The following is a 20,846-nucleotide window of genomic DNA, read 5'->3' on the forward strand; positions in this document are numbered from 1 at the left end:
CTGCAGGCGGGCTTAGTTTACACTTTCCGAGGACTCCAGATGGCATACTCATATACCGAAAAGAAACGGATCCGTAAGAATTTTGGTAAATTGCCTAGCGTTATGGATGCTCCGTACTTGCTCTCGATTCAAGTCGACTCGTACAGAACATTCTTACAAGATGGCAAATCACCAAAAAACCGCGAAGATATCGGTCTCCAAGCCGCATTTCGTTCAGTTTTTCCTATTGAAAGTTATTCTGGCAATGCTGCTTTAGAATTTGTTGAGTATAGTCTTGGTAAGCCTGAGTTTGATGTACGCGAATGTATTCTTCGTGGCTCAACTTATGCAGCACCAATGCGTGTGAAGATTCGTTTGATCCTGAAAGATCGTGAAACGAAATCGATCAAAGACGTACGTGAACAAGAAGTCTATATGGGCGAAATGCCATTGATGACGGATAACGGTACTTTCGTAATTAACGGTACCGAGCGTGTAATCGTATCTCAATTACACCGTTCACCAGGCGTATTCTTTGACCACGATAAAGGTAAAACTCACTCAAGTGGTAAAGTCCTTTATTCTGCGCGTATCATTCCTTACCGTGGTTCATGGTTAGACTTTGAATTCGATGCCAAAGACCTAGTCTATGTACGTATTGACCGTCGTCGTAAATTGCTTGCGACTGTGGTACTTCGTGCGTTGGGTTATAACAACGAACAAATTCTGAACATGTTCTATGAGAAAGTGCCTGTATATCTTGATATGGGTAGCTATCAGATTGACCTTGTTCCAGAACGCCTGCGTGGTGAAATGGCACAATTTGATATTGCTGACAAAGACGGCAAGATCATTGTTGAGCAAGGTAAACGTATTAACGCACGTCACGTACGTCAAATGGAAGCTTCAGGTCTTGAAAAACTTGCAGTGCCTGATGAATACCTGTACGAACGTATCACTGCTGAAGACATCCAGTTAAAAGATGGCGATGTGATCGCGGCCAATACTGTATTAAGTCATGAAATCATGGTGAAAATTGCAGAAGGCGGCGTGAAGCAGTTCAACTTACTGTTCACAAATGATATCGACCGTGGTTCATTCATCGCGGATACATTACGTGCCGATACGACGACAGGTCGTGAAGAAGCACTAGTAGAAATCTACAAAGTAATGCGTCCAGGCGAGCCACCAACAAAAGAAGCTGCTGAAAACCTGTTCAACAACCTGTTCTTCTCTTCTGAGCGTTATGACTTGTCGCCAGTCGGCCGTATGAAGTTCAACCGTCGTTTGGGTCGTCCTTACGAAGTGGGTACAGACCAGAAGTCACGTGAAGTTGAAGGTATCCTCTCGAACGACGATATCACTGATGTATTGAAAACATTAGTTGAAATTCGTAACGGTAAGGGTGAAGTCGATGATATCGACCACTTGGGTAACCGTCGTGTTCGTTCAGTTGGTGAAATGACTGAAAACCAATTCCGTGTCGGTCTGGTTCGTGTAGAGCGTGCGGTTAAAGAACGTCTATCACAGGCTGAAACTGATAACCTGTCTCCGCAAGATTTAATCAATGCGAAGCCAGTGGCTGCTGCAATCAAGGAATTCTTTGGTTCAAGCCAGTTATCTCAGTTCATGGACCAAAACAACCCATTGTCTGAAATCACTCACAAGCGTCGTGTATCAGCGCTTGGGCCTGGTGGTTTGACGCGTGAACGTGCTGGCTTCGAAGTACGTGACGTACATCAAACTCACTACGGTCGTGTTTGTCCAATTGAAACGCCTGAAGGTCCAAACATTGGTTTGATCAACTCGCTTTCTGTATATGCAAAATGTAACAACTTTGGTTTCTTAGAAACGCCTTACCGTAAAGTTGTTGATGGTCGTGTAACGGATGAAGTTGAATACCTGTCTGCAATCGAAGAAGTAGGTACTGTTATCGCACAGGCCGACTCTGCAATCGATAAAGATGGCAACCTGACTGAAGAATTCGTATCTGTACGTCACCAAGGTGAATTCGTACGTATTCCACCAGAAAAAGTGACGCATATGGATGTATCTGCTCAGCAGGTGGTATCTGTAGCTGCATCACTGATTCCGTTCCTTGAACACGATGATGCGAACCGTGCATTGATGGGTTCAAACATGCAACGTCAGGCAGTTCCTACGTTAATCGCTGACAAGCCACTGGTTGGTACCGGTATGGAAGCGAACGTAGCACATGACTCTGGTGTATGTGTGATCGCGAAACGTGGTGGCCGTATTGAATATGTAGACGCTTCTCGTGTCGTGATTCGTGTCAACGAAGACGAAATGGTTGCGGGCGAAGCAGGTGTAGATATCTACAACCTGATCAAATACACACGTTCTAACCAGAACACTTGTATCAACCAGAAAGTTCTTGTGAACATGGGCGATAAAGTGGGTCGCGGTGACGTTCTTGCTGATGGTCCATCGACTGATGGCGGTGAACTGGCACTGGGTCAAAACATGCGCGTAGCATTCATGACCTGGAACGGTTACAACTATGAAGACTCGATCTTGTTATCTGAGCGTGTACTTCAGGAAGACCGTTTAACGTCTATCCACATCCAGGAACTTTCATGTGTTGCACGTGATACTAAACTGGGTGCTGAAGAAATTACTGCCGATATCCCGAACGTGGGTGAAGCTGCACTTTCTAAACTGGATGAGTCTGGTATCGTTTATATCGGTGCTGAAGTGACTGCTGGTGACATCCTGGTAGGTAAAGTAACACCTAAAGGTGAAACTCAGTTAACACCTGAAGAAAAACTGCTTCGCGCAATTTTCGGTGAAAAAGCAGCTGACGTAAAAGACTCTTCTTTACGTGTTCCATCGGGCACTAAAGGTACAGTGATTGACGTTCAAGTGTTTACACGTGATGGTCTTGAAAAAGACGAACGTGCGCAAGCAATTGAAAAAGCTCAGCTTGATGCTTACCGTAAAGACTTGAAAGAAGAATACAAAATCTTCGAAGAAGCAGCACGTGAACGTATTGTTCGTCTGTTGAAAGGTCAGGAATCTAACGGTGGTGGCACAACTAAACGCGGTGACAAACTGTCTGAAGATGTTTTGTCTGGTTTAGAGCTTGTTGATCTGTTGGACATCCAACCAGTAGATGAAGCAATTGCTGAGCGTTTAACTCAAATTCAAGTTTTCTTGAAAGAGAAGAGCCTTGAAATTGATGAAAAGTTTGCTGAGAAGAAACGCAAATTATCTACAGGCGATGAACTTACAACTGGCGTACTGAAAGTTGTTAAGGTTTATCTAGCGGTTAAACGTCGTATCCAGCCTGGTGATAAGATGGCGGGTCGTCACGGTAACAAGGGTGTTGTATCTAACATCTTGCCGGTAGAAGACATGCCACACGATGCTAACGGTGTACCAGTTGATATCGTTCTTAACCCGCTAGGCGTACCGTCACGTATGAACGTGGGTCAGATTCTTGAAACTCACCTGGGTATGGCCGCCAAAGGTCTTGGCGACAAAATCGACAAGATGCTTCAAGAGCAACGTACGGTACTTGAGCTTCGTGAATTCTTAGACAAGATTTACAACAAAGTTGGTGGCGAGCAAGAAGATCTTGATAGCCTGACTGATGAGGAAATCTTGGCATTGTCTGGTAACCTGCGTAAAGGTGTTCCTTTGGCAACTCCAGTATTCGACGGTGCTGAAGAATCGCAAATCAAAGAATTGTTAGAGCTTGGTGGCATTTCACGTACTGGTCAAACAGTATTGTATGATGGCCGTACTGGTGAACGTTTCGACCGTCCGGTAACTGTAGGTTACATGTACATGCTGAAACTGAACCACTTGGTTGACGACAAGATGCATGCGCGTTCTACTGGTTCTTACTCTCTAGTAACGCAACAACCGCTTGGTGGTAAAGCACAATTCGGTGGTCAGCGTTTCGGTGAGATGGAAGTATGGGCACTGGAAGCATACGGTGCAGCATATACACTCCAGGAAATGCTTACTGTGAAATCGGATGACGTTGAAGGTCGTACCCGTATCTATAAGAATATTGTAGATGGTAACCATTACATGGACCCAGGTATGCCTGAATCGTTCAACGTATTGACCAAAGAGATCCGTTCTTTAGGTATCAACATTGAACTGAAAAATGGTGACTAAGAAATCTCCCCTGACCCCTCTTTGAGAAAGAGGGGAGAAGTCCTCCCTTTTTTAAAGGGGGATTTAGGGGGATTCTTAAAATTCCCAAATTTCAGTAAAAACAATATTTGTGACCCAGTTGTTGAGTGAAAATCTCCACAACACACGGAGAAAAAAATTGAAAGACTTGCTCGATATCATGCGCAAAAAGACGGATTCAGATGGTCATGCTCCAGTAGAGTTTGATCGCATCCGTATTGGTCTTGCGTCACCAGAAATGATTAAGTCGTGGTCTCATGGTGAAGTTAAAAAGCCTGAAACCATCAACTACCGTACGTTCAAGCCAGAACGTGATGGTTTATTCTGTGCCAAAATCTTTGGTCCAGTAAAAGATTACGAATGCTTGTGTGGTAAATACAAGCGTATGAAATACAAAGGCGTCATTTGTGAAAAATGTGGCGTTGAAGTAACAACTGCAAAAGTTCGTCGTGAACGTATGGGTCACATCGAGCTGGCTTCTCCAGTTGCACACATCTGGTTCCTGAAATCACTACCTAGCCGTATTGGTCTTCTTCTAGACATGACGCTACGTGATATCGAACGCGTATTGTATTTCGAATCTTACGTTGTCACCGATCCAGGTATGACTCCATTTGAGAAATACCAGCTTCTAAATGATGAAGAATACTTCAATGCCTTAGAAGAACACGGTGACGAATTCACAGCGAAAATGGGCGCGGAAGCAGTTCAGGACTTGTTGAAAGACATCGATCTTGAAGCCGAAATTTCTCGCCTGCGTGAAGAGATTCCTGTAACGACTTCTGAAACTAAGTTGAAAAAAGCGTCTAAGCGTTTGAAACTTATGGAAGCGTTCAAAGAATCGAATAACAAGCCAGAATGGATGGTAATGAACGTACTTCCAGTACTTCCACCAGATCTTCGCCCGCTTGTGCCACTTGAAGGTGGTCGTTTCGCGACTTCTGATTTGAACGACCTTTACCGTCGTGTGATCAACCGTAACAACCGTTTGAAGCGTCTTCTTGACCTTGCAGCGCCAGACATTATCGTACGTAACGAAAAACGTATGCTTCAAGAGTCTGTGGATGCATTGTTAGACAACGGTCGTCGTGGTCGTGCAATTACCGGTTCGAACAAACGTCCTCTTAAATCTTTGGCAGACATGATCAAAGGTAAACAGGGTCGTTTCCGTCAAAACTTACTTGGTAAGCGTGTTGACTACTCGGGTCGTTCGGTAATTACTGTAGGTCCAAACCTACGTCTTCACCAATGTGGTCTTCCGAAGAAAATGGCACTTGAACTGTTCAAGCCATTCATCTTTGCGAAACTACAAGCATCTGGCCAAGCAACCACCATTAAAGCTGCGAAGAAAATGGTTGAGCGTGAGACTCCAGAAGTTTGGGACGTACTTGCATCTGTGATCCGTCAGCATCCAGTCATGTTGAACCGTGCACCAACACTTCACCGTCTAGGTCTTCAAGCATTTGAACCTATTCTGATTGAAGGTAAAGCGATCCGTCTTCACCCGTTAGTTTGTGCGGCATTTAACGCCGACTTCGACGGTGACCAAATGGCGGTACACGTACCATTAACACTTGAAGCTCAGTTAGAAGCTCGTGCGTTAATGATGTCAACCAACAACATCTTGTCTCCAGCGAACGGCGAACCAATCATCGTACCGTCTCAGGACGTTGTGTTGGGCTTGTATTACATCACACGTGATGCAATCAATGCCAAAGGTGAAGGCATGGTGTTCGCGGATACTCACGAAGTAAACCGTGCACTTGCAACTGGTCAGGTTGATCTACATGCTCGCGTGAAAGCACGTGTACACCAAACTGTGATTGATGAAGATGGTAACCGTCGTCAAGAAACCATCATTGTTGATACAACCCCTGGTCGCTGCTTGCTTTGGGAAGTTGTTCCTGAAGGTATGGACTTCCAGCAAATTAACGTTGAGATGACCAAAAAGAACATCTCGAAGTTAATCAACTCTTGCTACCGTAAACTGGGTCTGAAAGATACTGTTATCTTCGCTGACCAGTTGATGTACCTAGGCTTCCGTCAAGCGACGCGTTCAGGTGTATCTGTTGGTATGGAAGACATGCTGATTCCACCAAACAAACAGGCAATTATTGGTAAAGCGGAAGCTGAAGTTCGTGAAATCGAACAACAGTTCGAACAAGGTTTCGTAACTGCCGGCGAACGTTATAACAAAGTTGTCGATATCTGGGCACGTACCAACGACCAGGTAGCGAAAGCGATGATGGACAACTTGTCTTACACGACTGTTAAGAACAAACAGGGTGAAGATGAGAAACAGAAATCATTCAACAGCATCTACATGATGTCTGACTCCGGTGCCCGTGGTTCCGCAGCTCAGATTCGTCAGTTGGCTGGTATGCGTGGTCTGATGGCGAAACCGGATGGCTCGATCATTGAAACGCCAATTAAAGCGAACTTCCGTGAAGGTCTGACAGTACTTCAGTACTTCATTTCAACACACGGTGCGCGTAAAGGTTTGGCCGATACAGCACTGAAAACAGCGAACTCTGGTTACCTGACTCGTCGTCTGGTAGACGTTGCGCAAGACTTGGTCATCACTGAGCCAGATTGTGGTACTTATGATGGTCTTGTAATGACGCCGTTCATTCAAGGCGGTGACGTGATCGAGAACCTGGGTACTCGAGTACTGGGTCGTGTCGTTGCTGAAGACGTTAAGAAAGTGGGTACAGACGAAGTTCTTCTTCCTCGTAATACCTTAATTGACGAGAAACTGGCTACGTTTATTGAAAACGCGGGTATTGACGAAATCAAAGTACGTTCAGTTGTAAACTGTGCCTCTACTTTCGGTGTATGTGCGAAATGTTACGGTCGTGACTTGGCACGTGGTCATCAAGTGAACCCTGGTGAATCTGTGGGTGTAATGGCTGCTCAATCAATTGGTGAGCCAGGTACACAGTTAACCATGCGTACGTTCCACGTGGGTGGTGCTGCGAGCCGAACTTCTGCTGCAAACAGCGTACAAGTTCGTAACAAAGGTACTGTACGTTTCCACAATGTGAAAACTGTACAACACGCGAAAGGTCACTTGGTATCAACTTCACGTTCAGGTGAAATCGGTATTGCAGATGATCTAGGTCGTGAGCGCGAACGTTACAAGATCCCTTACGGTGCGTCTATTCTGCTGAAAGATGGCGAAGCTGTAGAAGCGGGCGGTATCGTGGCGACTTGGGATCCGCATACACATCCACTGGTAACAGAAGTAGCTGGTAAAGTTCGCTTCAGCCAGATTGCTGATGGTGTAACTGCAACATCGAAAACTGATGATGCAACTGGTATGACGACTGTTGAGATCTTGCCTGTTACAGCGCGTCCTGCTTCTGGTAAAGATTTACGTCCTGCTGTTGTGCTTGACACAGTAGATGGTGGCGAACAGTTCTACTTCTTGCCACAAAACACAATTCTTTCTGTCCGTGATGGCGAAACAATTGGTGTGGGTGATGTAATTGGTCGTGTACCACAAGAATCTTCACGTACTCGTGATATTACCGGTGGTCTGCCGCGTGTAGCTGACTTGTTCGAAGCACGTAAGCCGAAAGAACATGCGATCCTTGCAGAAGTGTCTGGTATCGTAAGCTTCGGTAAAGAGACCAAAGGTAAGAACCGTCTGGTAATTACTCCGGATGATGGTTCAGAGATCTACGAAGAGCTTATTCCGAAATGGCGTACCATTAACGTGTTCGAAGGCGAACATGTGAACCGTGGTGAAACGATTTCTGATGGTCCACAGAACCCGCATGACATCTTACGTCTGAAAGGTGAAGTGGCGTTGACCAATTACATCGTGAATGAAGTTCAAGACGTTTACCGTCTGCAAGGTGTAAAAATCAACGATAAGCACATCGAAGTGATCGTACGTCAAATGTTGCGTAAAGTTGAAATCACTGATGGTGGTGATTCTAGCTTCATCAAAGGCGAACAGGTGGATTACATCCGCGTTGCTCAAGAGAACCAAGCATTGCTTGCTCAGAACAAGTTCCCTGCGAAGTTTGAACGTCAATTGATGGGTATTACCAAAGCGTCACTTTCTACTGATTCGTTCATCTCTGCTGCATCGTTCCAGGAAACAACTCGTGTGTTAACTGAAGCGGCTGTAACAGGTAAAGAAGATGATCTACGCGGTCTGAAAGAAAACGTAGTTGTAGGTCGTCTGATCCCAGCGGGTACAGGTCTGGCTTACCACTTGGAGCGTCGTCGTCAAGAAGCAGAAGCTGCAGAATTTGAACTGCATAATGACTTCTCTGATGTAGACCAAGCGCTTAGCCAAGCATTTAATGATGAGTTTAACGGTCTGTAATCAGACACTTTAAATCAGAAAAAGCCACCTTCGGGTGGCTTTTTTTATGGCTGGATGTTGTCAAATCAGCACTTTTAAACAATGATTTGAAATCAAACCCTAAAATATGCCAGTATTTCTGAGGAAAACATAAACTTAAATGGGAACAGTAAGATGAAAAATTTAGCAATCTCAGTTGTACTACTGCTAGCACTCGGTTTGACAGCGTGTTCTAAAGATCAAGCAGAAAATACAGCACCTGGCGACACTACAGCCGCGGATGAAACTGAAGTTGTAGATCAAACAGCTGCAAATGAAGAAGCTCAACCTTTGGATGCGGCACCATTAGAAACAGATGACGTTGCAACATCAGAAGCTGTTACTCAATAAAGTAAAACAAGCTTTACATCTATTTAGGCACTGATCATTGCTACTTATTAATCCATACCGATGATCTGTAGTACAAGTGCCGCTTGTTAAGCTCGGTACTTATTTTTTATTGAGAGGGAAAAATGCGTTCTATAAGTAAAAAATTAGCGGTTACCACATTATTCGTAGTCTCAACTGTTTCATTTGCAGCACCTATGCCCAATACTATTATGGTTGAAGATAAAGCTGTGGTTCCTGTATTAAAAACTGAAGTGCTGCGTCGGGTAGAAGGACAGCAACCTGTACGTCATGTTGAAGCCACGATTCTGGAAATCACCAATAAAGGCAAGGATATTGTTGCTAAAGAAGTGGTATTTGATGACACTCTGGGGCAGTTCTCAGATAAAAAACTGTCAATTCCAGTGATTCAAAAGGGGGGCGTGATTGTTCCCACCTCTAAAATTGAATTCAATACGACATTGAAGCAGGACGGTGAAATCCTCCAGCAAATCAGGACTATTGATGCTGAAGGTATCGAGTTTAAAAAAGATCAGGCTGAACCTGTAAAACGTACTCTACAATTGCAGCAACATAGTGGTACGGATAAAACCAAGGTAACCCATACCGTGATGACTGAAGATGGTGCAACCTCTCGTGATTTGATAATAGTAGATACTGCGGAATAAACTTAAAAGATCCCATTTCATGTGCTATTTACAAAATAGCGTAGGGGAGTTTCAAGATTTAACATCTTGTTATAAATCGCTCCTTAAATTCCGGTTACTCTTAACTCATAAGACAGAGGAATCGAACAGGGGGCTGGATCATGAAAAAGTTAATTGGCGTAGTGGCTGCGGTGACAGTTTCAACCTTTATGTTAGCAGGTTGTGAAAATATGTCTGCCCGTGATCAACGTGTAGGTGCGGCAGCACTCGGTGGCGCAGTCGGTGGTGGTGTGGGTAATAGTGTCGGCGGCGGCTGGGGTTCTGCTATTGGTGGTGGTGCTGGTGCCGCTGTCGGAAGTAAAACCCAAGGTGGCTCTAACCGCAATGCAACCTACAGTGGTGTAGGCGGCGCTGTTGGCTCAGCCGTTGGTAAGAGTATTTTTGGTGGTAACGCTGGTGCAGCAATCGGTGGTGCGATCGGTGGTGGTGCAGGCGCGGCGATTGAGCAACGCCGTTAATCACAGCCCTATCTGGTATTAATATATAAAAGCGCCTGTACAGGCGCTTTTATTGTGTTGATCCAATTCCTATTTATCTTTAAAAAGAGCTTTGGGTTTTTTACGACGGATATATAAGGTCTTTTTTACTTCTGCAATACGTACACCTGAATCATCATAAATATCGACCTGATAGTTACGATAGACAGGAGCATGATCAGCCGCCAAATTCATAATAGTTTTCACTTCTTCAGCATCAATGCGTATGTCTGCATACACGGTTCCGCGGCCTGGAGAAAGGAATTGGATGGTCGCTTCTTTATCCCAGACAATATATTTTGGTCCCAGATGATGCATCAGGAGCAGCATGTAGAAGGGATCGACCATGGAATACAGGCTACCCCCAAAATGTACGCCGACAATATTCTGGTTTTTACGAGTTAGTGGCATTTTCACGCGAATATGATAATTGGCATAATCCAGTTCATCAATTTCGATACCCGCTCCACGATAGGGTGCATAACGGTTTAAGATAAATTTAGTGACCAAAGGCAGGCTTTGAATTTTACGTAATAGGCTCATACTGACATTCTTTTTTCTTGTATAGCTATGCATACTAGAACAACAAAATTGTGATGGCATTGATAAATCATGCCGAGTTATAAAATAAACGGTCAATAACAATAAAGGAAGACCAAATGGAAACACAAACTCAATGGGTGGCAACCAGTGATCAGCAGCGTCTTGCAGTAAGAACTTTTGGTGATATCAGCAAGCCTGCTTTGGTTTTGGTGCATGGCTATCCGGATCATCAGGAGGTCTGGAAAAATGTAATTGTCTATCTGCCGGATTATTTTATCGTTACTTATGATGTGCGTGGTGCAGGGGATTCATCTATTCCCAAATATATCCGTGATTATCATCTAGAGCGTCTGAGTATGGATTTGGAGGAAGTGGTGAATGCCGTTCTTCCAGGACAATCTTTTCATTTGGTCGCCCATGACTGGGGTTCGATTCAGTCTTGGGAATCGGTAACTGACCCAAGATTCGAAGGCCGTATTCTTTCCTTTACCACGATTTCAGGTCCCTGTCTGGATCATGCCGCCTTCTGGATGCGGAATCAGTTCAAGCAAAACCGATCAAGATTTTTTAAACAATTAAGCAAGTCTTGGTATATCGCCATGTTTCAATTGCCTTGGCTGGCACCAACTGCATGGAATTTTTTCAATCCCGAGCGCTGGGGCAAAATTATTCGGGAATTGGAAGGCAAAGAAGGACTGCCATTGAACCAGAATATTGTCAAAGATGGAAAATATGGCGTTGGGCTGTATCGGGCCAATTTTATTCCACGGTTGCTTAAACCTCGTGAACGCCATGCCATCTGTCCGGTACAGGCCATTGTGCTAAAGCGGGATAACTTCGTCAGTCCGCAACTAGTTGATGAAATGCCAAAATGGGTGCAAACCTTTTCCAGGGTAGAGCTAGATGCCAATCATTGGGCAATCTTAAGCCAGCCAAAACTTATTGCAGAGTCTATCCGTGAGTTTACTCAACAGCATGCTTAATCCAGTCACAAAGATGGATTTGGATTGATAAAAATGTAGGGGAATTTTTATTCGCATTTTCTGATAAAATACCTCCCTTTCTCTCATTCCCAATTCATTATGTTTGCGATTCTTGCTGCTATCGGAGTCATGTGTGGACTCTCCTTGGCACGTGTACCTGTGGTTTTTGCCCTGGTCATTGGTGCTATTCTTGGTGGTTTGCTGGCGGGTCTAGGCCTGCAGGGAACTTTAGATGCATTTAACAATGGCCTGGGTGGTGGTGCTAAAATTGCCTTGGCTTACGGTATTTTAGGTGCATTTGCTTTAGCTTTGGCACGTTCAGGCCTGCCTGATCTTTTGGCTTATAAGATGATTAGTACCTTAAAAGGTGAGGCTGATATCAAAGCACAAAATCGTGTTAAATATATGATTTTTGCAACTGTTGCAATTGCAGCGGTCTTCTCTCAAAACGTGATTCCTGTGCATATTGCGTTTATACCTGTGTTGATTCCGCCTTTATTGATTGTATTTAATCACTTGCAGTTAGACCGCCGTCTGGTGGCCTGTTTGCTGACATTTGGTCTGGTTGCGACCTATATGCTGATTCCAGTTGGTTTTGGTGCAATCTTCCTGAATGATATTTTGGGTCAGAATATCAATACTTTTGGTAAAGCTTATGGCTTCCAGATCACCTATGACCAGATTCCAGCTGCCATGGCGCTTCCTGTATTTGGCATGTTTATCGGTTTGCTGGTTGCGATCTTTATCAGCTATCGTAAGCCACGTGTGTATAAAGATATCCAGGTCGAACAGCAGCAGAGTATTTCTGCCGAACTGGGCGTAGAACAGCAGGCAGCTCGACCTCAAATTGCCAAGTTCACCATCTGGATGGCAGTGATTGCAGTTGTAGCAACGCTGGCTGTGCAGCTGTATTCAGATTCTATGATTCTTGCAGGTTTGGTGGGCGTAGCAATTCTTAGCTGTGCCGGAATCTTTAAATGGAAAGAAGCAGATGATGTGATCATTACCGGTATGCGTATGATGGCACTGGTTGGTTTCATTATGATCGCTGCCCAGGGGTTCGCCTCAGTCATTGAAGCAACCAATCAGGTGCCAGCGCTGGTTCAGGCCTCTGTAGAATGGATTGGTCAAAGTAAAGCACTTGCAGCCTTCTTAATGCTCTTGATTGGTCTGCTAGTAACTCTTGGGATCGGTTCATCATTCTCGACTGTGCCAATTCTAGCCATCATTTATGTACCGTTATGCATTCAGTTTGGCTTTAGTCCTGAAGCAACTATTGCCATTATTGGTACTGCTGCGGCATTGGGGGATGCAGGTTCGCCAGCGTCAGATTCTACCCTTGGCCCAACGTCTGGCCTGAATATGGATGGTCAACATGACCATATGAAGGACAGTGTGATTCCAACCTTTATCCACTACAACATTCCATTGCTGATTTTTGGCTGGATTGCGGCAATGGTGCTTTGATTGTGTGATGTTTCACACATTTTATTTGAATTAGTGCCTATTAATTCTGACTTGTCTGCTTGGAATAAATAATAATTAAATCAGATTAACTTGGTTGGTGTTTTAATCCAACCGGGTTGGTCAGATTAAAATAAATATATATTAATTACATATACTTAAATAATACTTATAATTTGATTTTATAATATCTATTGCATATTAATTTTAACCATGTTTATTATTAATTAAGGTATATTTTTCTTAATAATTATTCTTCCCGTGGGGTATTAAAAATGTTAAAGCAAGTTGCTCTAATTGCATTAATGGGTCTTTCAGTATCTGCGATGGCAGGCCAGTGGCAAGTTAAGGTAGGTGGCTCGGTTGTTTCTCCGACTGGTGAGTATCAGCTTGGCCCAGATGCTGAGCTAAAAGCTGCGGATGAATTAGCATTTACACCATCGGTTGAATATTTCTTTAATGACAACATCTCTGCAGAATTATTACTTGCAGCACCTATTAATCATGATGTTGAATTAAATGGTACGGATGTAGTGCGAATTAAACATTTACCACCAACACTGACTGCAAAGTATCATTTTAAAAACTCAACTCGCTTTACTCCATACATTGGTGTAGGTGGTACAGTATTTGTTGCTTGGGATGAACGTACAAAAGGTCTAGGCGATACTGACGTAGATGTAAAAGAAGATTTTGGCTTTGCTGGACAGGTAGGCTTCGGCTATCAACCAGCTGATGCGAAAAACTGGGGTGTTTACTTTGATGCACGTTATGCACAAATTAGCCCTGAAGTTACTTTGACTGGAGATGTACCAGCTAAATTTGATCTAGATATTGATCCTATGGTTTACACCATTGGCTATAGCTACAAATTCTAATTTTTGGAATTATCCAAAAGCCTTATCTACGGATAGGGCTTTTTTTTGCAAAATAACAACGATTTATAACGTGATTTAATTGAGCAGATTCGCCCTGTTCAAATATATTGAATGCAATAAAGTTAAAGATAATCTGAAGATAATAAAGAGAATAGGAAGATCAAGAATGAAATGGTTGCTTAGAAGTGGATTGGTCTTCTTTATGGTCTGGACGACTCAAAGCCATGCGGCAAGTTTCGACTGCCAGAAGGCTCAGTCACAAACTGAAAAGGCGATTTGCCAGCATCGGACACTGAATGATGCCGATGTCAAAATGGCCACCAGTTACAATATTATCCGTCATCTTGTGCCCATGGGTACGCGCTCGGTCATTCAGCGAGATCAGGTCAAGTGGTTACAGTTTCGTGATCAGTGTCAGGAGTCTGTCGACTGTCTGACGCAGGTGTATAAAATGCGCCAGCAACAGATCGACTTGCAATTTGACCGGGTCTATCGTCAAGGACCATTTTAAGTGGTGAATTTTTTTGCATGAAAATCACTAGATACTATTGAAAATTAAACAACTCACTCCATCCATATAGGCATCAGCTTAAGTCTGTTTCCAAGAATGAAAGGAGTAAAGAATGAGCGAGTCAAACGCACAAAAGCATAGTTTCCAGGCCGAGGTGGCGCAGTTACTGCACCTCGTGACACATTCGCTATACTCAAACCCTGAAATTTTCCTGCGTGAATTGATTTCAAATGCTTCAGATGCATGTGATAAGTTACGCTTTGAAGGGATCAATCATCCTGAATATTATGAAAATGAACCTGACCTGCGTGTACGGGTTAGCCTCGATCAAGACAACAAAACCATTACTATTTCAGACAATGGCATTGGCTTAAGCCAGCAAGAAGCCATTGATAATCTGGGGACGATTGCCAAATCAGGGACCAAAGACTTTATGTCCAAACTCACTGGTGATCAAAAAGCTGATGCTCAGCTGATCGGTCAGTTCGGTGTAGGTTTCTATTCAGGTTTCATCGTAGCGGATAAGATCACCGTAGAATCCCGTCGTGCAGGTGCGGACAAGTCTGAAGGTGTACGCTGGATCAGTGGTGGTACAGGTGATTTCGAAGTTGAACAGATCACTAAAAATGGCCGTGGTACGGACATTATCCTGCATTTGCGTGAAGATGCTCTGGATTATCTGCAAAGCTATAAAGTAAAGCAGATTATTAATAAATATTCTGACCATATCAGCCTGCCTATCCAGATGCAGAAAGAAGTCTGGCAGGAAGAAGAAGCTGCAGAGGGTGAAACACCAAAAGGTGGTCAATATGTGAAGACGGACGAGTGGGAAGCGATCAACTCTGCCAGTGCTTTATGGACTCGGAATAAATCTGAGATTACTGAAGAACAGTATGTCGAGTTTTATAAGAACCTGACTCATGACTTTGCTGCACCGCTGGCTTGGACACATAATCGTGTGGAAGGTAGCACGGAATACACCCAGCTGCTTTATGTACCGAGCAAGGCTCCACAGGATATTTTCACCCGTGATGCTAAAGCAGGGATTAAGCTGTATGTGAAACGTGTCTTTATTATGGATGATGCGGATAACCTGATTCCAAACTATCTGCGCTTTGTACAAGGTGTGGTGGATAGTGCAGATTTACCATTAAATGTAAGCCGCGAATTACTACAGGAAAGCCGTGACGTCAAAACGATTCGTGAAGGCAATACACGTCGTATCCTGACCATGCTGGATAATCTGGCCAAGTCTGAAGATGAAAAAGATCAGGAAAACTTCAAAACTTTCTACCGTGAATTTGGTGCTGTGCTGAAAGAAGGTTTGGGTGAAGATTTTAGTAACCGTGAGCGTATCCTGAAATTACTGCGTTATGCGACCTCAACCAATGATGAAATCAGTACTTCATTGGCAGACTATAAAGCTCGTATGAAGGAAGGTCAAAAGGCTATTTATTATGTAACGGCTGACAGTCTGAATGCAGCGAAAAATTCCCCTCAGCTGGAACTGTTCAAGAAAAAAGGTATTGAAGTTCTACTGATGTCTGAGCGCGTAGATGAATGGGCAATGAACTTCGTGCATGAGTTTGATGGTACGCCGTTGCAAAATGTATCTAAGGGTGCAGTAGATCTTGGTGATCTGCAAGATGCTGAAGAGAAGAAAGCGCTTGAAGCAGCTGCTGAGCAGTTTAAGCCTGTAGTCGATAAACTGACGGATTCCTTGAAGGATAAAACTAAGGAAGTGCGTGTAACAACTCGTCTGGTAGATTCACCAGCCTGTCTGGTGACGGGGGAAGGGGAGTTATCACCACAATTGATCCGTATGCTGAAAGATGCGGGCCAGCCTGTACCGGATATGAAACCGATTTTAGAGATCAACCCTGAACATCCATTGGTGAAAAAATTGGAAGGCTCTACCCAGTTTGATGACCTGGCCAATGTCATCTTTGATCAGGCAGTAATTGCTGAAGGTGGTTTACCAGAGAATCCGGCGGAGTATGTAAAGCGTATTAACAGTCTGTTATTAGCTTAATTTTCAGAGTTAGAAAAACCCTTCTTATAGAAGGGTTTTTTTATGACTATTCACTGGAAATATTAGACTATAAAAGGGCTTTAATCTGGAAAACCCATCATCAAAATAAAAAATACATTAAAGTATTTCATTTGATAAACAGATAATAAAATAAAAAATAATTTATAATAACGATTGTTAAGTTAATAGAGATATAGATCATGAAATCAGTAATTGTAATGAGTTTGGCAACTGCTGTACTTATGTCCACAAGCCAGCTTGCTATGGCGAATACCAGTGCTGAAAAAGTGGTGCGTACTGATCGTATAAGTTTCTATAAACCTATGAAAATGGAAGCTCAACAGGTTGAACGTGTACAGCGTACCGATCGTGTAGTGTTTAACAAAGCCACTCTGGATCAACCATCTTTGCAACCTAAACGTGTAATGCGTACAGACCGTATTATGTTTAGCAAAATTTAATGAATGACGATTGTATCGGATTGAAAAAGCCCATCTGACATGGGCTTTTGCATATCTAACGTTACTGATTTTAGAAAATAGCTTCTAAGCGGACTGCGGCGCCTAGGTAATGATTCCGATCTTCACGATGGTCATTTAAATAATTGACATCCGTCTGTACGAAGAACCATTCTCGAAGAAAGGGCTGGCGCCAGGAAACATAAGGTCCCCAAGTATTCAGACGTAGGTCTGTATCATTCATATAACCACCAGTATAAAGACCGTAGCTGAAACGGTGAGCATTAAAGAACTGGTGCTGTCGAAAACTGTAATTATTCCAGCGTAAATCATCATCCTGTTCATCTGCATAGATCAGGCTGAACTGGTTAGAGAGAAAAGGTTGATTAGGGCGCGCATGGGTTAATTCCAGGTTGGTTCGCAGATAGTTTTCACTATCAATCCCGTAACGATAGATCTGTTCGGCATGAAATGAGAAGTCATTATGTAGTGCCCAATCTCGACTTGCTTTTACACGGACATAGATATCATCGCCAGAACGAACCCCCAGATCCAGATCAGTTTCAAAAGGGAGTTTTTTAGAAAGTTCCGACCAGCGCAATGCGAGAGAGCTGTTATTTTCTCGTGTCCGGCTACGGTCCAGCCGTCTGTCAGGCGCATTGCCTGGATTCTCATTGGTAATTGTGACATTGTCATTCAGTTCATTATCGAGGCTGTCATCTCCAAAGACTACACTGAGTTTACGTTCTAATGTGGGAAGCTTGATTCTGCCGCGAATACGGGGTTTGACTTCATATTCATCATATTTGTTCCAGCTATTATCCACGATCACTCTCAGGGTGGCACGTGCAGGTTCATTTTCATCGGGTTCACCAAACCAGTTGTCAATTTTATTTGCAGTACGGTTAGTCCAGTGACGAATCCCTTTTTGTTTTCGATCTACCCAGGTATTTTCCTCAGTCTCATGGGTACTGGGAACGATGGGTTCACTCGACTGCTCCGGTAAAAAAGTAGGTGTGCTATCTATGAATCGCGGAATATAGTCAAGGAAGCTAAAGCTTTTGGAAGGCTCTGCTTCCTGCTCATCAGGCTCGGCTGTTTGACTTGTATCAGAAGATTGATCAAGCCCGGCCCAAAGTATCGGGCTAACACTTGTTAAACTGATCAGTAAGAAAGATGCGGGCAAAATCCGGCTTTTTTTCATAGGGCTATTCTTGCTCTTTTTCTTTATATTTCAAGAATAAGTTTGCAGAATTGCATCTAATAAAAGCAACCAGAACTACAAAATTACATCAATTTTTCCAAAGCCTTATCCAGGATGCTTGCATAAAGTTCTGCTACCGCCACAGGCTCTTTAATCTCCAGCAGAATCTGGTGGATCAGCTGCCAGTTAATTTGCTGATCACGTTTTAGAATCAAGCACGGATACATCTGTTCCGTGGAAGACAGCTTAAGACGTTGTTCCCCATGAATCACACGCAATTTTTGACGTTCCTGTAGTAATAGAAGGGGAGTATGAAAGTTGGCTGGCTGCTCATCAAATAGAATGAATTTTTTGGTGGTAATCTGATGCAGAGGAATAAATGGAAAATAATCCTCTTGTTGCCAGATCAATCGGGCCTGTTCGGAATAAGTTTGATAGAGTGAATCAAGCTGCAAGAATTTAGTATCTAATTCAACAGCGCTAATCGTTTTAATAGCAGCAATATGATAATTCTGTTGTTGTCCCCAGAACTGCATTAACTGTATGGCTTGCTGCCATTCACTTGTCCCTAATAGCATACAATAGTGGCTAAAGCGTCCCATGCTATCTATCTGCTCAGCCAGGTAAACTGGTTGAGAGTTCCACTCTATATGTTCCTGATAATGCCAAGCCATTTTGAGATGTTGCAGGGATGAATCAGAAGCCAGACTTAATTCAAAAAGATGATGATTACCTACTTCGACCAAGCTGAAGTCAGAAACCTGAAATAATAAATCCTGGAATTCTAGGGTCGCTGGAATATCAGGTACTGCGACGCTTTCCTTATTCTCTACTTGTGGTTCGTCTGGCTCTGAATGCCTTAAATCTAATTCTGCTGAAGGTACGATTATTTGAAGCACATTTGAAGCTTTTTGTTGAACGGGCAAAACTTGAGGATTCGCCCAAATCTCATGTTTGGAGATATAAGTATTTGTAGAGGGTTCAGGAAGCTTTTCTTCAACCATCTCTAAAGACAATGGGGTCGCAGTAGCTTGTAATTCATGATCACTTTTCAAACATGAAGAAAGCTGTTGCTGGTGTAACAGCCAGCTAAAGCTCTGCTCTATATCAAGGTTCCATTCACTGATCAATGCAGTACGTTGAGGTGCTGGGATCAGCCAGATTTGCCAGCCACGTTTAGGATCATGCAAGAAAGCCCAACCTGAAAGCGGGTGAGCATACAGGGCTTCTTTCAGATGATCTGCATTGAGAAAAAACCACGGAAGCTATGGTAATAATGGGTTTCTCGAGCAAATTCCTGTGCAGCAAGTTCAGGTTGAAGACGGGTTCTGAATGCCAGCAGCTGTTTCTTGAAAACAGGCTCATTGCACTGCTGGAAAATTTCTTGCACACGTTTTTTAGAGCGGACTACTTCATATAAGCTGAGACTACGATGATCCAGATCATGTCCTAATTCATGCAGTTCTTTAATCAGGCGTACTTTTTCAAGAGCATTCATCATCGTCATCTATTATAAATATTTAAGTGCTTTATCCAGGCTTTTGGCCAGAATGATATTGGCAGCCAGTTCAATCAGTTTATATTCAGTTGAGTTAGGGTCAGTATAACGTTCGGCTAACTGCAAAAGATGATCAATCGGAATCGCCTGTGGCGAAATTTGACCTTGTACTAAAGCTTGCAATTCATTCATGGCAAAACTTGTCACATATAAAAATGATCATTTTTTGATTATATGGAGGGAAAATATAAAAATGTTATTTTTTATCAATTATTTTCTAGAAATGTAGCGCGATAAAATTTTGAAGGGTGTGGAAGATCACCTGGATGAATCATGGATCAAAATATTTAGGTAATTGAAATAAGCTTGAAAATAAATTTAATCGTTTTCTGTCATGTAGTACTGCAAAAATAAAAAACAGGCTGAATATTTCAGCCTGTTTTTTTTAAGAAAGAAGCTAGAAAATTAAGCTTCTTTTACAGTTTCAGTAGTATCCGCCGCAACAGTTTCAACGGCAGCCGCTTTTTTTACTGGAAAGTCAGGTGTGTAGACAATCTGCGCAGTTGCAGTTACTGAAAGCGCCATTACCGTTGCAGCCAAAACAAATTTAATTGCGTTCATAATATGACCTTTATGAGCTGATGTTCAATATATTGAACTGGGAGAAAATAGAACCTTATTTGTGTGAAAATGATACCAAAGCGGCAGTATTAAAAAATGATTGATTCGGCAATTTTATAAAAAATAATAAAATTTTATTTATAAAAAACAATAAATTAGAACTTTTACTCTAATCTCGAGAAAACTCATTCTTCATAAGGCTTATTTAAAAAATAATAATTTAAATAAGAATAAAGATTTTTATATGAAAGATTTAAAAGGTGATGCCATGCTGATTAGACTGAGGTGAACACGGTATTGTAAAACACATGTAAGGATTTGCTGTCCGATGTTTAAGGAACGTTTGCTCAGGATTTAAATCCATTATGATGACGCTTCACTCACCAAAAAGAGAGTTACATCATGGCGATTGCAAAAGTTGTTGAAGTTAATTCGAGTAGCAATAAGAGCTTTGAGGATGCGATTCAGACTGGCATTGCTAAGGTCACCGAAACCGTCAAGAATGTTCAGGGTGCCTGGATTAATGAACAAAAAGTTGTCATCAAAGACAATAAAATTACTGAATATCGGGTCAATCTTAAAATCAGTTTTCTGGTCGAATAAATACAGAACAAAAAAAT

General features: G+C 42.8%; 18 protein-coding genes. 12 read left to right on the forward strand and 6 right to left on the reverse strand.

From position 1 onward, the window contains the following. Window positions 1–39: 39 nt before the first annotated feature. The 5 genes from rpoB (at window position 40) to HADU_RS11840 (ending at window position 10,016) form a co-directional block, all read left to right on the forward strand. A complete protein-coding gene (rpoB, locus tag HADU_RS11820) occupies window positions 40–4,128 on the forward strand; it encodes a DNA-directed RNA polymerase subunit beta (protein ID WP_008306739.1) in 4,089 nt (1,362 codons plus the stop codon). A 157-nt stretch (window positions 4,129–4,285) separates the two neighbouring features. After that, window positions 4,286–8,485 carry a DNA-directed RNA polymerase subunit beta' gene (gene rpoC, locus HADU_RS11825; protein WP_004813557.1) on the forward strand — a complete coding sequence of 1,400 codons (4,200 nt, stop codon included), beginning with the start codon at window positions 4,286–4,288 and terminating at the stop codon, window positions 8,483–8,485. A gap of 153 nt (window positions 8,486–8,638) precedes the next feature. After that, entirely contained in the window at window positions 8,639–8,854 is a 216-nt protein-coding gene (locus tag HADU_RS11830; protein ID WP_004813556.1) for a hypothetical protein, read from the forward strand. A 122-nt stretch (window positions 8,855–8,976) separates the two neighbouring features. Beyond that, window positions 8,977–9,519: a hypothetical protein gene (locus HADU_RS11835; protein ID WP_004813554.1), complete on the forward strand. Its 543-nt coding sequence runs from the start codon at window positions 8,977–8,979 to the stop codon at window positions 9,517–9,519. Window positions 9,520–9,659: 140 nt separating this feature from the next. Then, window positions 9,660–10,016 carry a hypothetical protein gene (locus HADU_RS11840; protein ID WP_004813553.1) on the forward strand — a complete coding sequence of 119 codons (357 nt, stop codon included), beginning with the start codon at window positions 9,660–9,662 and terminating at the stop codon, window positions 10,014–10,016. Between the two features lie 69 nt (window positions 10,017–10,085). Here HADU_RS11840 and HADU_RS11845 read toward each other — a convergent pair whose 3' ends face one another. After that, window positions 10,086–10,577: a DUF4442 domain-containing protein gene (locus HADU_RS11845; protein WP_008306741.1), complete on the reverse strand. Its 492-nt coding sequence runs from the start codon at window positions 10,575–10,577 to the stop codon at window positions 10,086–10,088. 116 nt (window positions 10,578–10,693) lie between these two features. Between HADU_RS11845 and HADU_RS11850 the strand changes: the two genes are divergently transcribed. From HADU_RS11850 to HADU_RS11875, 6 genes are all read left to right on the forward strand, one after another. Next, window positions 10,694–11,560: an alpha/beta fold hydrolase gene (locus tag HADU_RS11850; RefSeq protein WP_004813549.1), complete on the forward strand. Its 867-nt coding sequence runs from the start codon at window positions 10,694–10,696 to the stop codon at window positions 11,558–11,560. Between the two features lie 99 nt (window positions 11,561–11,659). Next, on the forward strand, window positions 11,660–13,027 hold the full coding sequence (locus HADU_RS11855; protein ID WP_004813546.1) for a Na+/H+ antiporter family protein: 1,368 nt from the start codon (window positions 11,660–11,662) through the stop codon (window positions 13,025–13,027). 272 nt (window positions 13,028–13,299) lie between these two features. Further along, complete coding sequence (locus HADU_RS11860) at window positions 13,300–13,902, forward strand: OmpW/AlkL family protein (protein ID WP_004813545.1); 603 nt, start codon at window positions 13,300–13,302, stop codon at window positions 13,900–13,902. Window positions 13,903–14,068: 166 nt separating this feature from the next. Beyond that, a complete protein-coding gene (locus HADU_RS11865; protein ID WP_004813543.1) occupies window positions 14,069–14,413 on the forward strand; it encodes a lysozyme inhibitor LprI family protein in 345 nt (114 codons plus the stop codon). 112 nt (window positions 14,414–14,525) lie between these two features. Beyond that, the gene (gene htpG, locus HADU_RS11870) at window positions 14,526–16,445 is read left to right on the forward strand and encodes a molecular chaperone HtpG (RefSeq protein WP_004813541.1); all 1,920 of its coding nucleotides are present in this window, start codon (window positions 14,526–14,528) and stop codon (window positions 16,443–16,445) included. 200 nt (window positions 16,446–16,645) lie between these two features. After that, the gene (locus tag HADU_RS11875) at window positions 16,646–16,906 is read left to right on the forward strand and encodes a hypothetical protein (protein WP_004813538.1); all 261 of its coding nucleotides are present in this window, start codon (window positions 16,646–16,648) and stop codon (window positions 16,904–16,906) included. 70 nt (window positions 16,907–16,976) lie between these two features. Here the strand turns inward: HADU_RS11875 and HADU_RS11880 are convergent, their stop codons facing one another. The 5 genes from HADU_RS11880 to HADU_RS15680 all read right to left on the reverse strand — a co-directional run bounded on the left by HADU_RS11880 (window position 16,977) and on the right by HADU_RS15680 (window position 20,226). Further along, complete coding sequence (locus tag HADU_RS11880; RefSeq protein ID WP_004813537.1) at window positions 16,977–18,107, reverse strand: hypothetical protein; 1,131 nt, start codon at window positions 18,105–18,107, stop codon at window positions 16,977–16,979. Window positions 18,108–18,190: 83 nt separating this feature from the next. Then, entirely contained in the window at window positions 18,191–19,297 is a 1,107-nt protein-coding gene (locus tag HADU_RS11885; protein WP_008306747.1) for a hypothetical protein, read from the reverse strand. Between the two features lie 41 nt (window positions 19,298–19,338). Further along, entirely contained in the window at window positions 19,339–19,608 is a 270-nt protein-coding gene (locus HADU_RS15920; protein ID WP_227499360.1) for a hypothetical protein, read from the reverse strand. 9 nt (window positions 19,609–19,617) lie between these two features. Continuing rightward, window positions 19,618–19,797: a hypothetical protein gene (locus HADU_RS11890; protein ID WP_004813533.1), complete on the reverse strand. Its 180-nt coding sequence runs from the start codon at window positions 19,795–19,797 to the stop codon at window positions 19,618–19,620. A gap of 273 nt (window positions 19,798–20,070) precedes the next feature. Beyond that, on the reverse strand, window positions 20,071–20,226 hold the full coding sequence (locus HADU_RS15680; RefSeq protein ID WP_004813532.1) for a hypothetical protein: 156 nt from the start codon (window positions 20,224–20,226) through the stop codon (window positions 20,071–20,073). A gap of 402 nt (window positions 20,227–20,628) precedes the next feature. Here HADU_RS15680 and HADU_RS11895 point away from each other — a divergent pair, with 402 nt between their 5' ends. Further along, window positions 20,629–20,829, forward strand: coding sequence for a dodecin family protein (locus tag HADU_RS11895; protein ID WP_004813529.1), 201 nt, complete (start codon window positions 20,629–20,631; stop codon window positions 20,827–20,829). The last annotated feature ends 17 nt before the right edge of the window (window positions 20,830–20,846 follow it).

This window comes from Acinetobacter sp. HA (genome assembly GCF_000264725.1).
In the GTDB taxonomy this organism is placed as follows: Bacteria; Pseudomonadota; Gammaproteobacteria; order Pseudomonadales; family Moraxellaceae; genus Acinetobacter; species Acinetobacter schindleri.

Coding starts and splice junctions, on each gene's coding strand:
- rpoB (WP_008306739.1), top strand. CDS start 40: ATGGCATACTCATATACCGAAAAGAAACGGATCCGTAAGAATTTTGGT.
- HADU_RS11830 (WP_004813556.1), top strand. CDS start 8,639: ATGAAAAATTTAGCAATCTCAGTTGTACTACTGCTAGCACTCGGTTTG.
- HADU_RS11835 (WP_004813554.1), top strand. CDS start 8,977: ATGCGTTCTATAAGTAAAAAATTAGCGGTTACCACATTATTCGTAGTC.
- HADU_RS11840 (WP_004813553.1), top strand. CDS start 9,660: ATGAAAAAGTTAATTGGCGTAGTGGCTGCGGTGACAGTTTCAACCTTT.
- HADU_RS11845 (WP_008306741.1), bottom strand. CDS start 10,577: ATGAGCCTATTACGTAAAATTCAAAGCCTGCCTTTGGTCACTAAATTT.
- HADU_RS11850 (WP_004813549.1), top strand. CDS start 10,694: ATGGAAACACAAACTCAATGGGTGGCAACCAGTGATCAGCAGCGTCTT.
- HADU_RS11855 (WP_004813546.1), top strand. CDS start 11,660: ATGTTTGCGATTCTTGCTGCTATCGGAGTCATGTGTGGACTCTCCTTG.
- HADU_RS11860 (WP_004813545.1), top strand. CDS start 13,300: ATGTTAAAGCAAGTTGCTCTAATTGCATTAATGGGTCTTTCAGTATCT.
- HADU_RS11865 (WP_004813543.1), top strand. CDS start 14,069: ATGAAATGGTTGCTTAGAAGTGGATTGGTCTTCTTTATGGTCTGGACG.
- htpG (WP_004813541.1), top strand. CDS start 14,526: ATGAGCGAGTCAAACGCACAAAAGCATAGTTTCCAGGCCGAGGTGGCG.
- HADU_RS11875 (WP_004813538.1), top strand. CDS start 16,646: ATGAAATCAGTAATTGTAATGAGTTTGGCAACTGCTGTACTTATGTCC.
- HADU_RS11880 (WP_004813537.1), bottom strand. CDS start 18,107: ATGAAAAAAAGCCGGATTTTGCCCGCATCTTTCTTACTGATCAGTTTA.
- HADU_RS15920 (WP_227499360.1), bottom strand. CDS start 19,608: ATGATGAATGCTCTTGAAAAAGTACGCCTGATTAAAGAACTGCATGAA.
- HADU_RS11890 (WP_004813533.1), bottom strand. CDS start 19,797: ATGAATGAATTGCAAGCTTTAGTACAAGGTCAAATTTCGCCACAGGCG.
- HADU_RS15680 (WP_004813532.1), bottom strand. CDS start 20,226: ATGAACGCAATTAAATTTGTTTTGGCTGCAACGGTAATGGCGCTTTCA.
- HADU_RS11895 (WP_004813529.1), top strand. CDS start 20,629: ATGGCGATTGCAAAAGTTGTTGAAGTTAATTCGAGTAGCAATAAGAGC.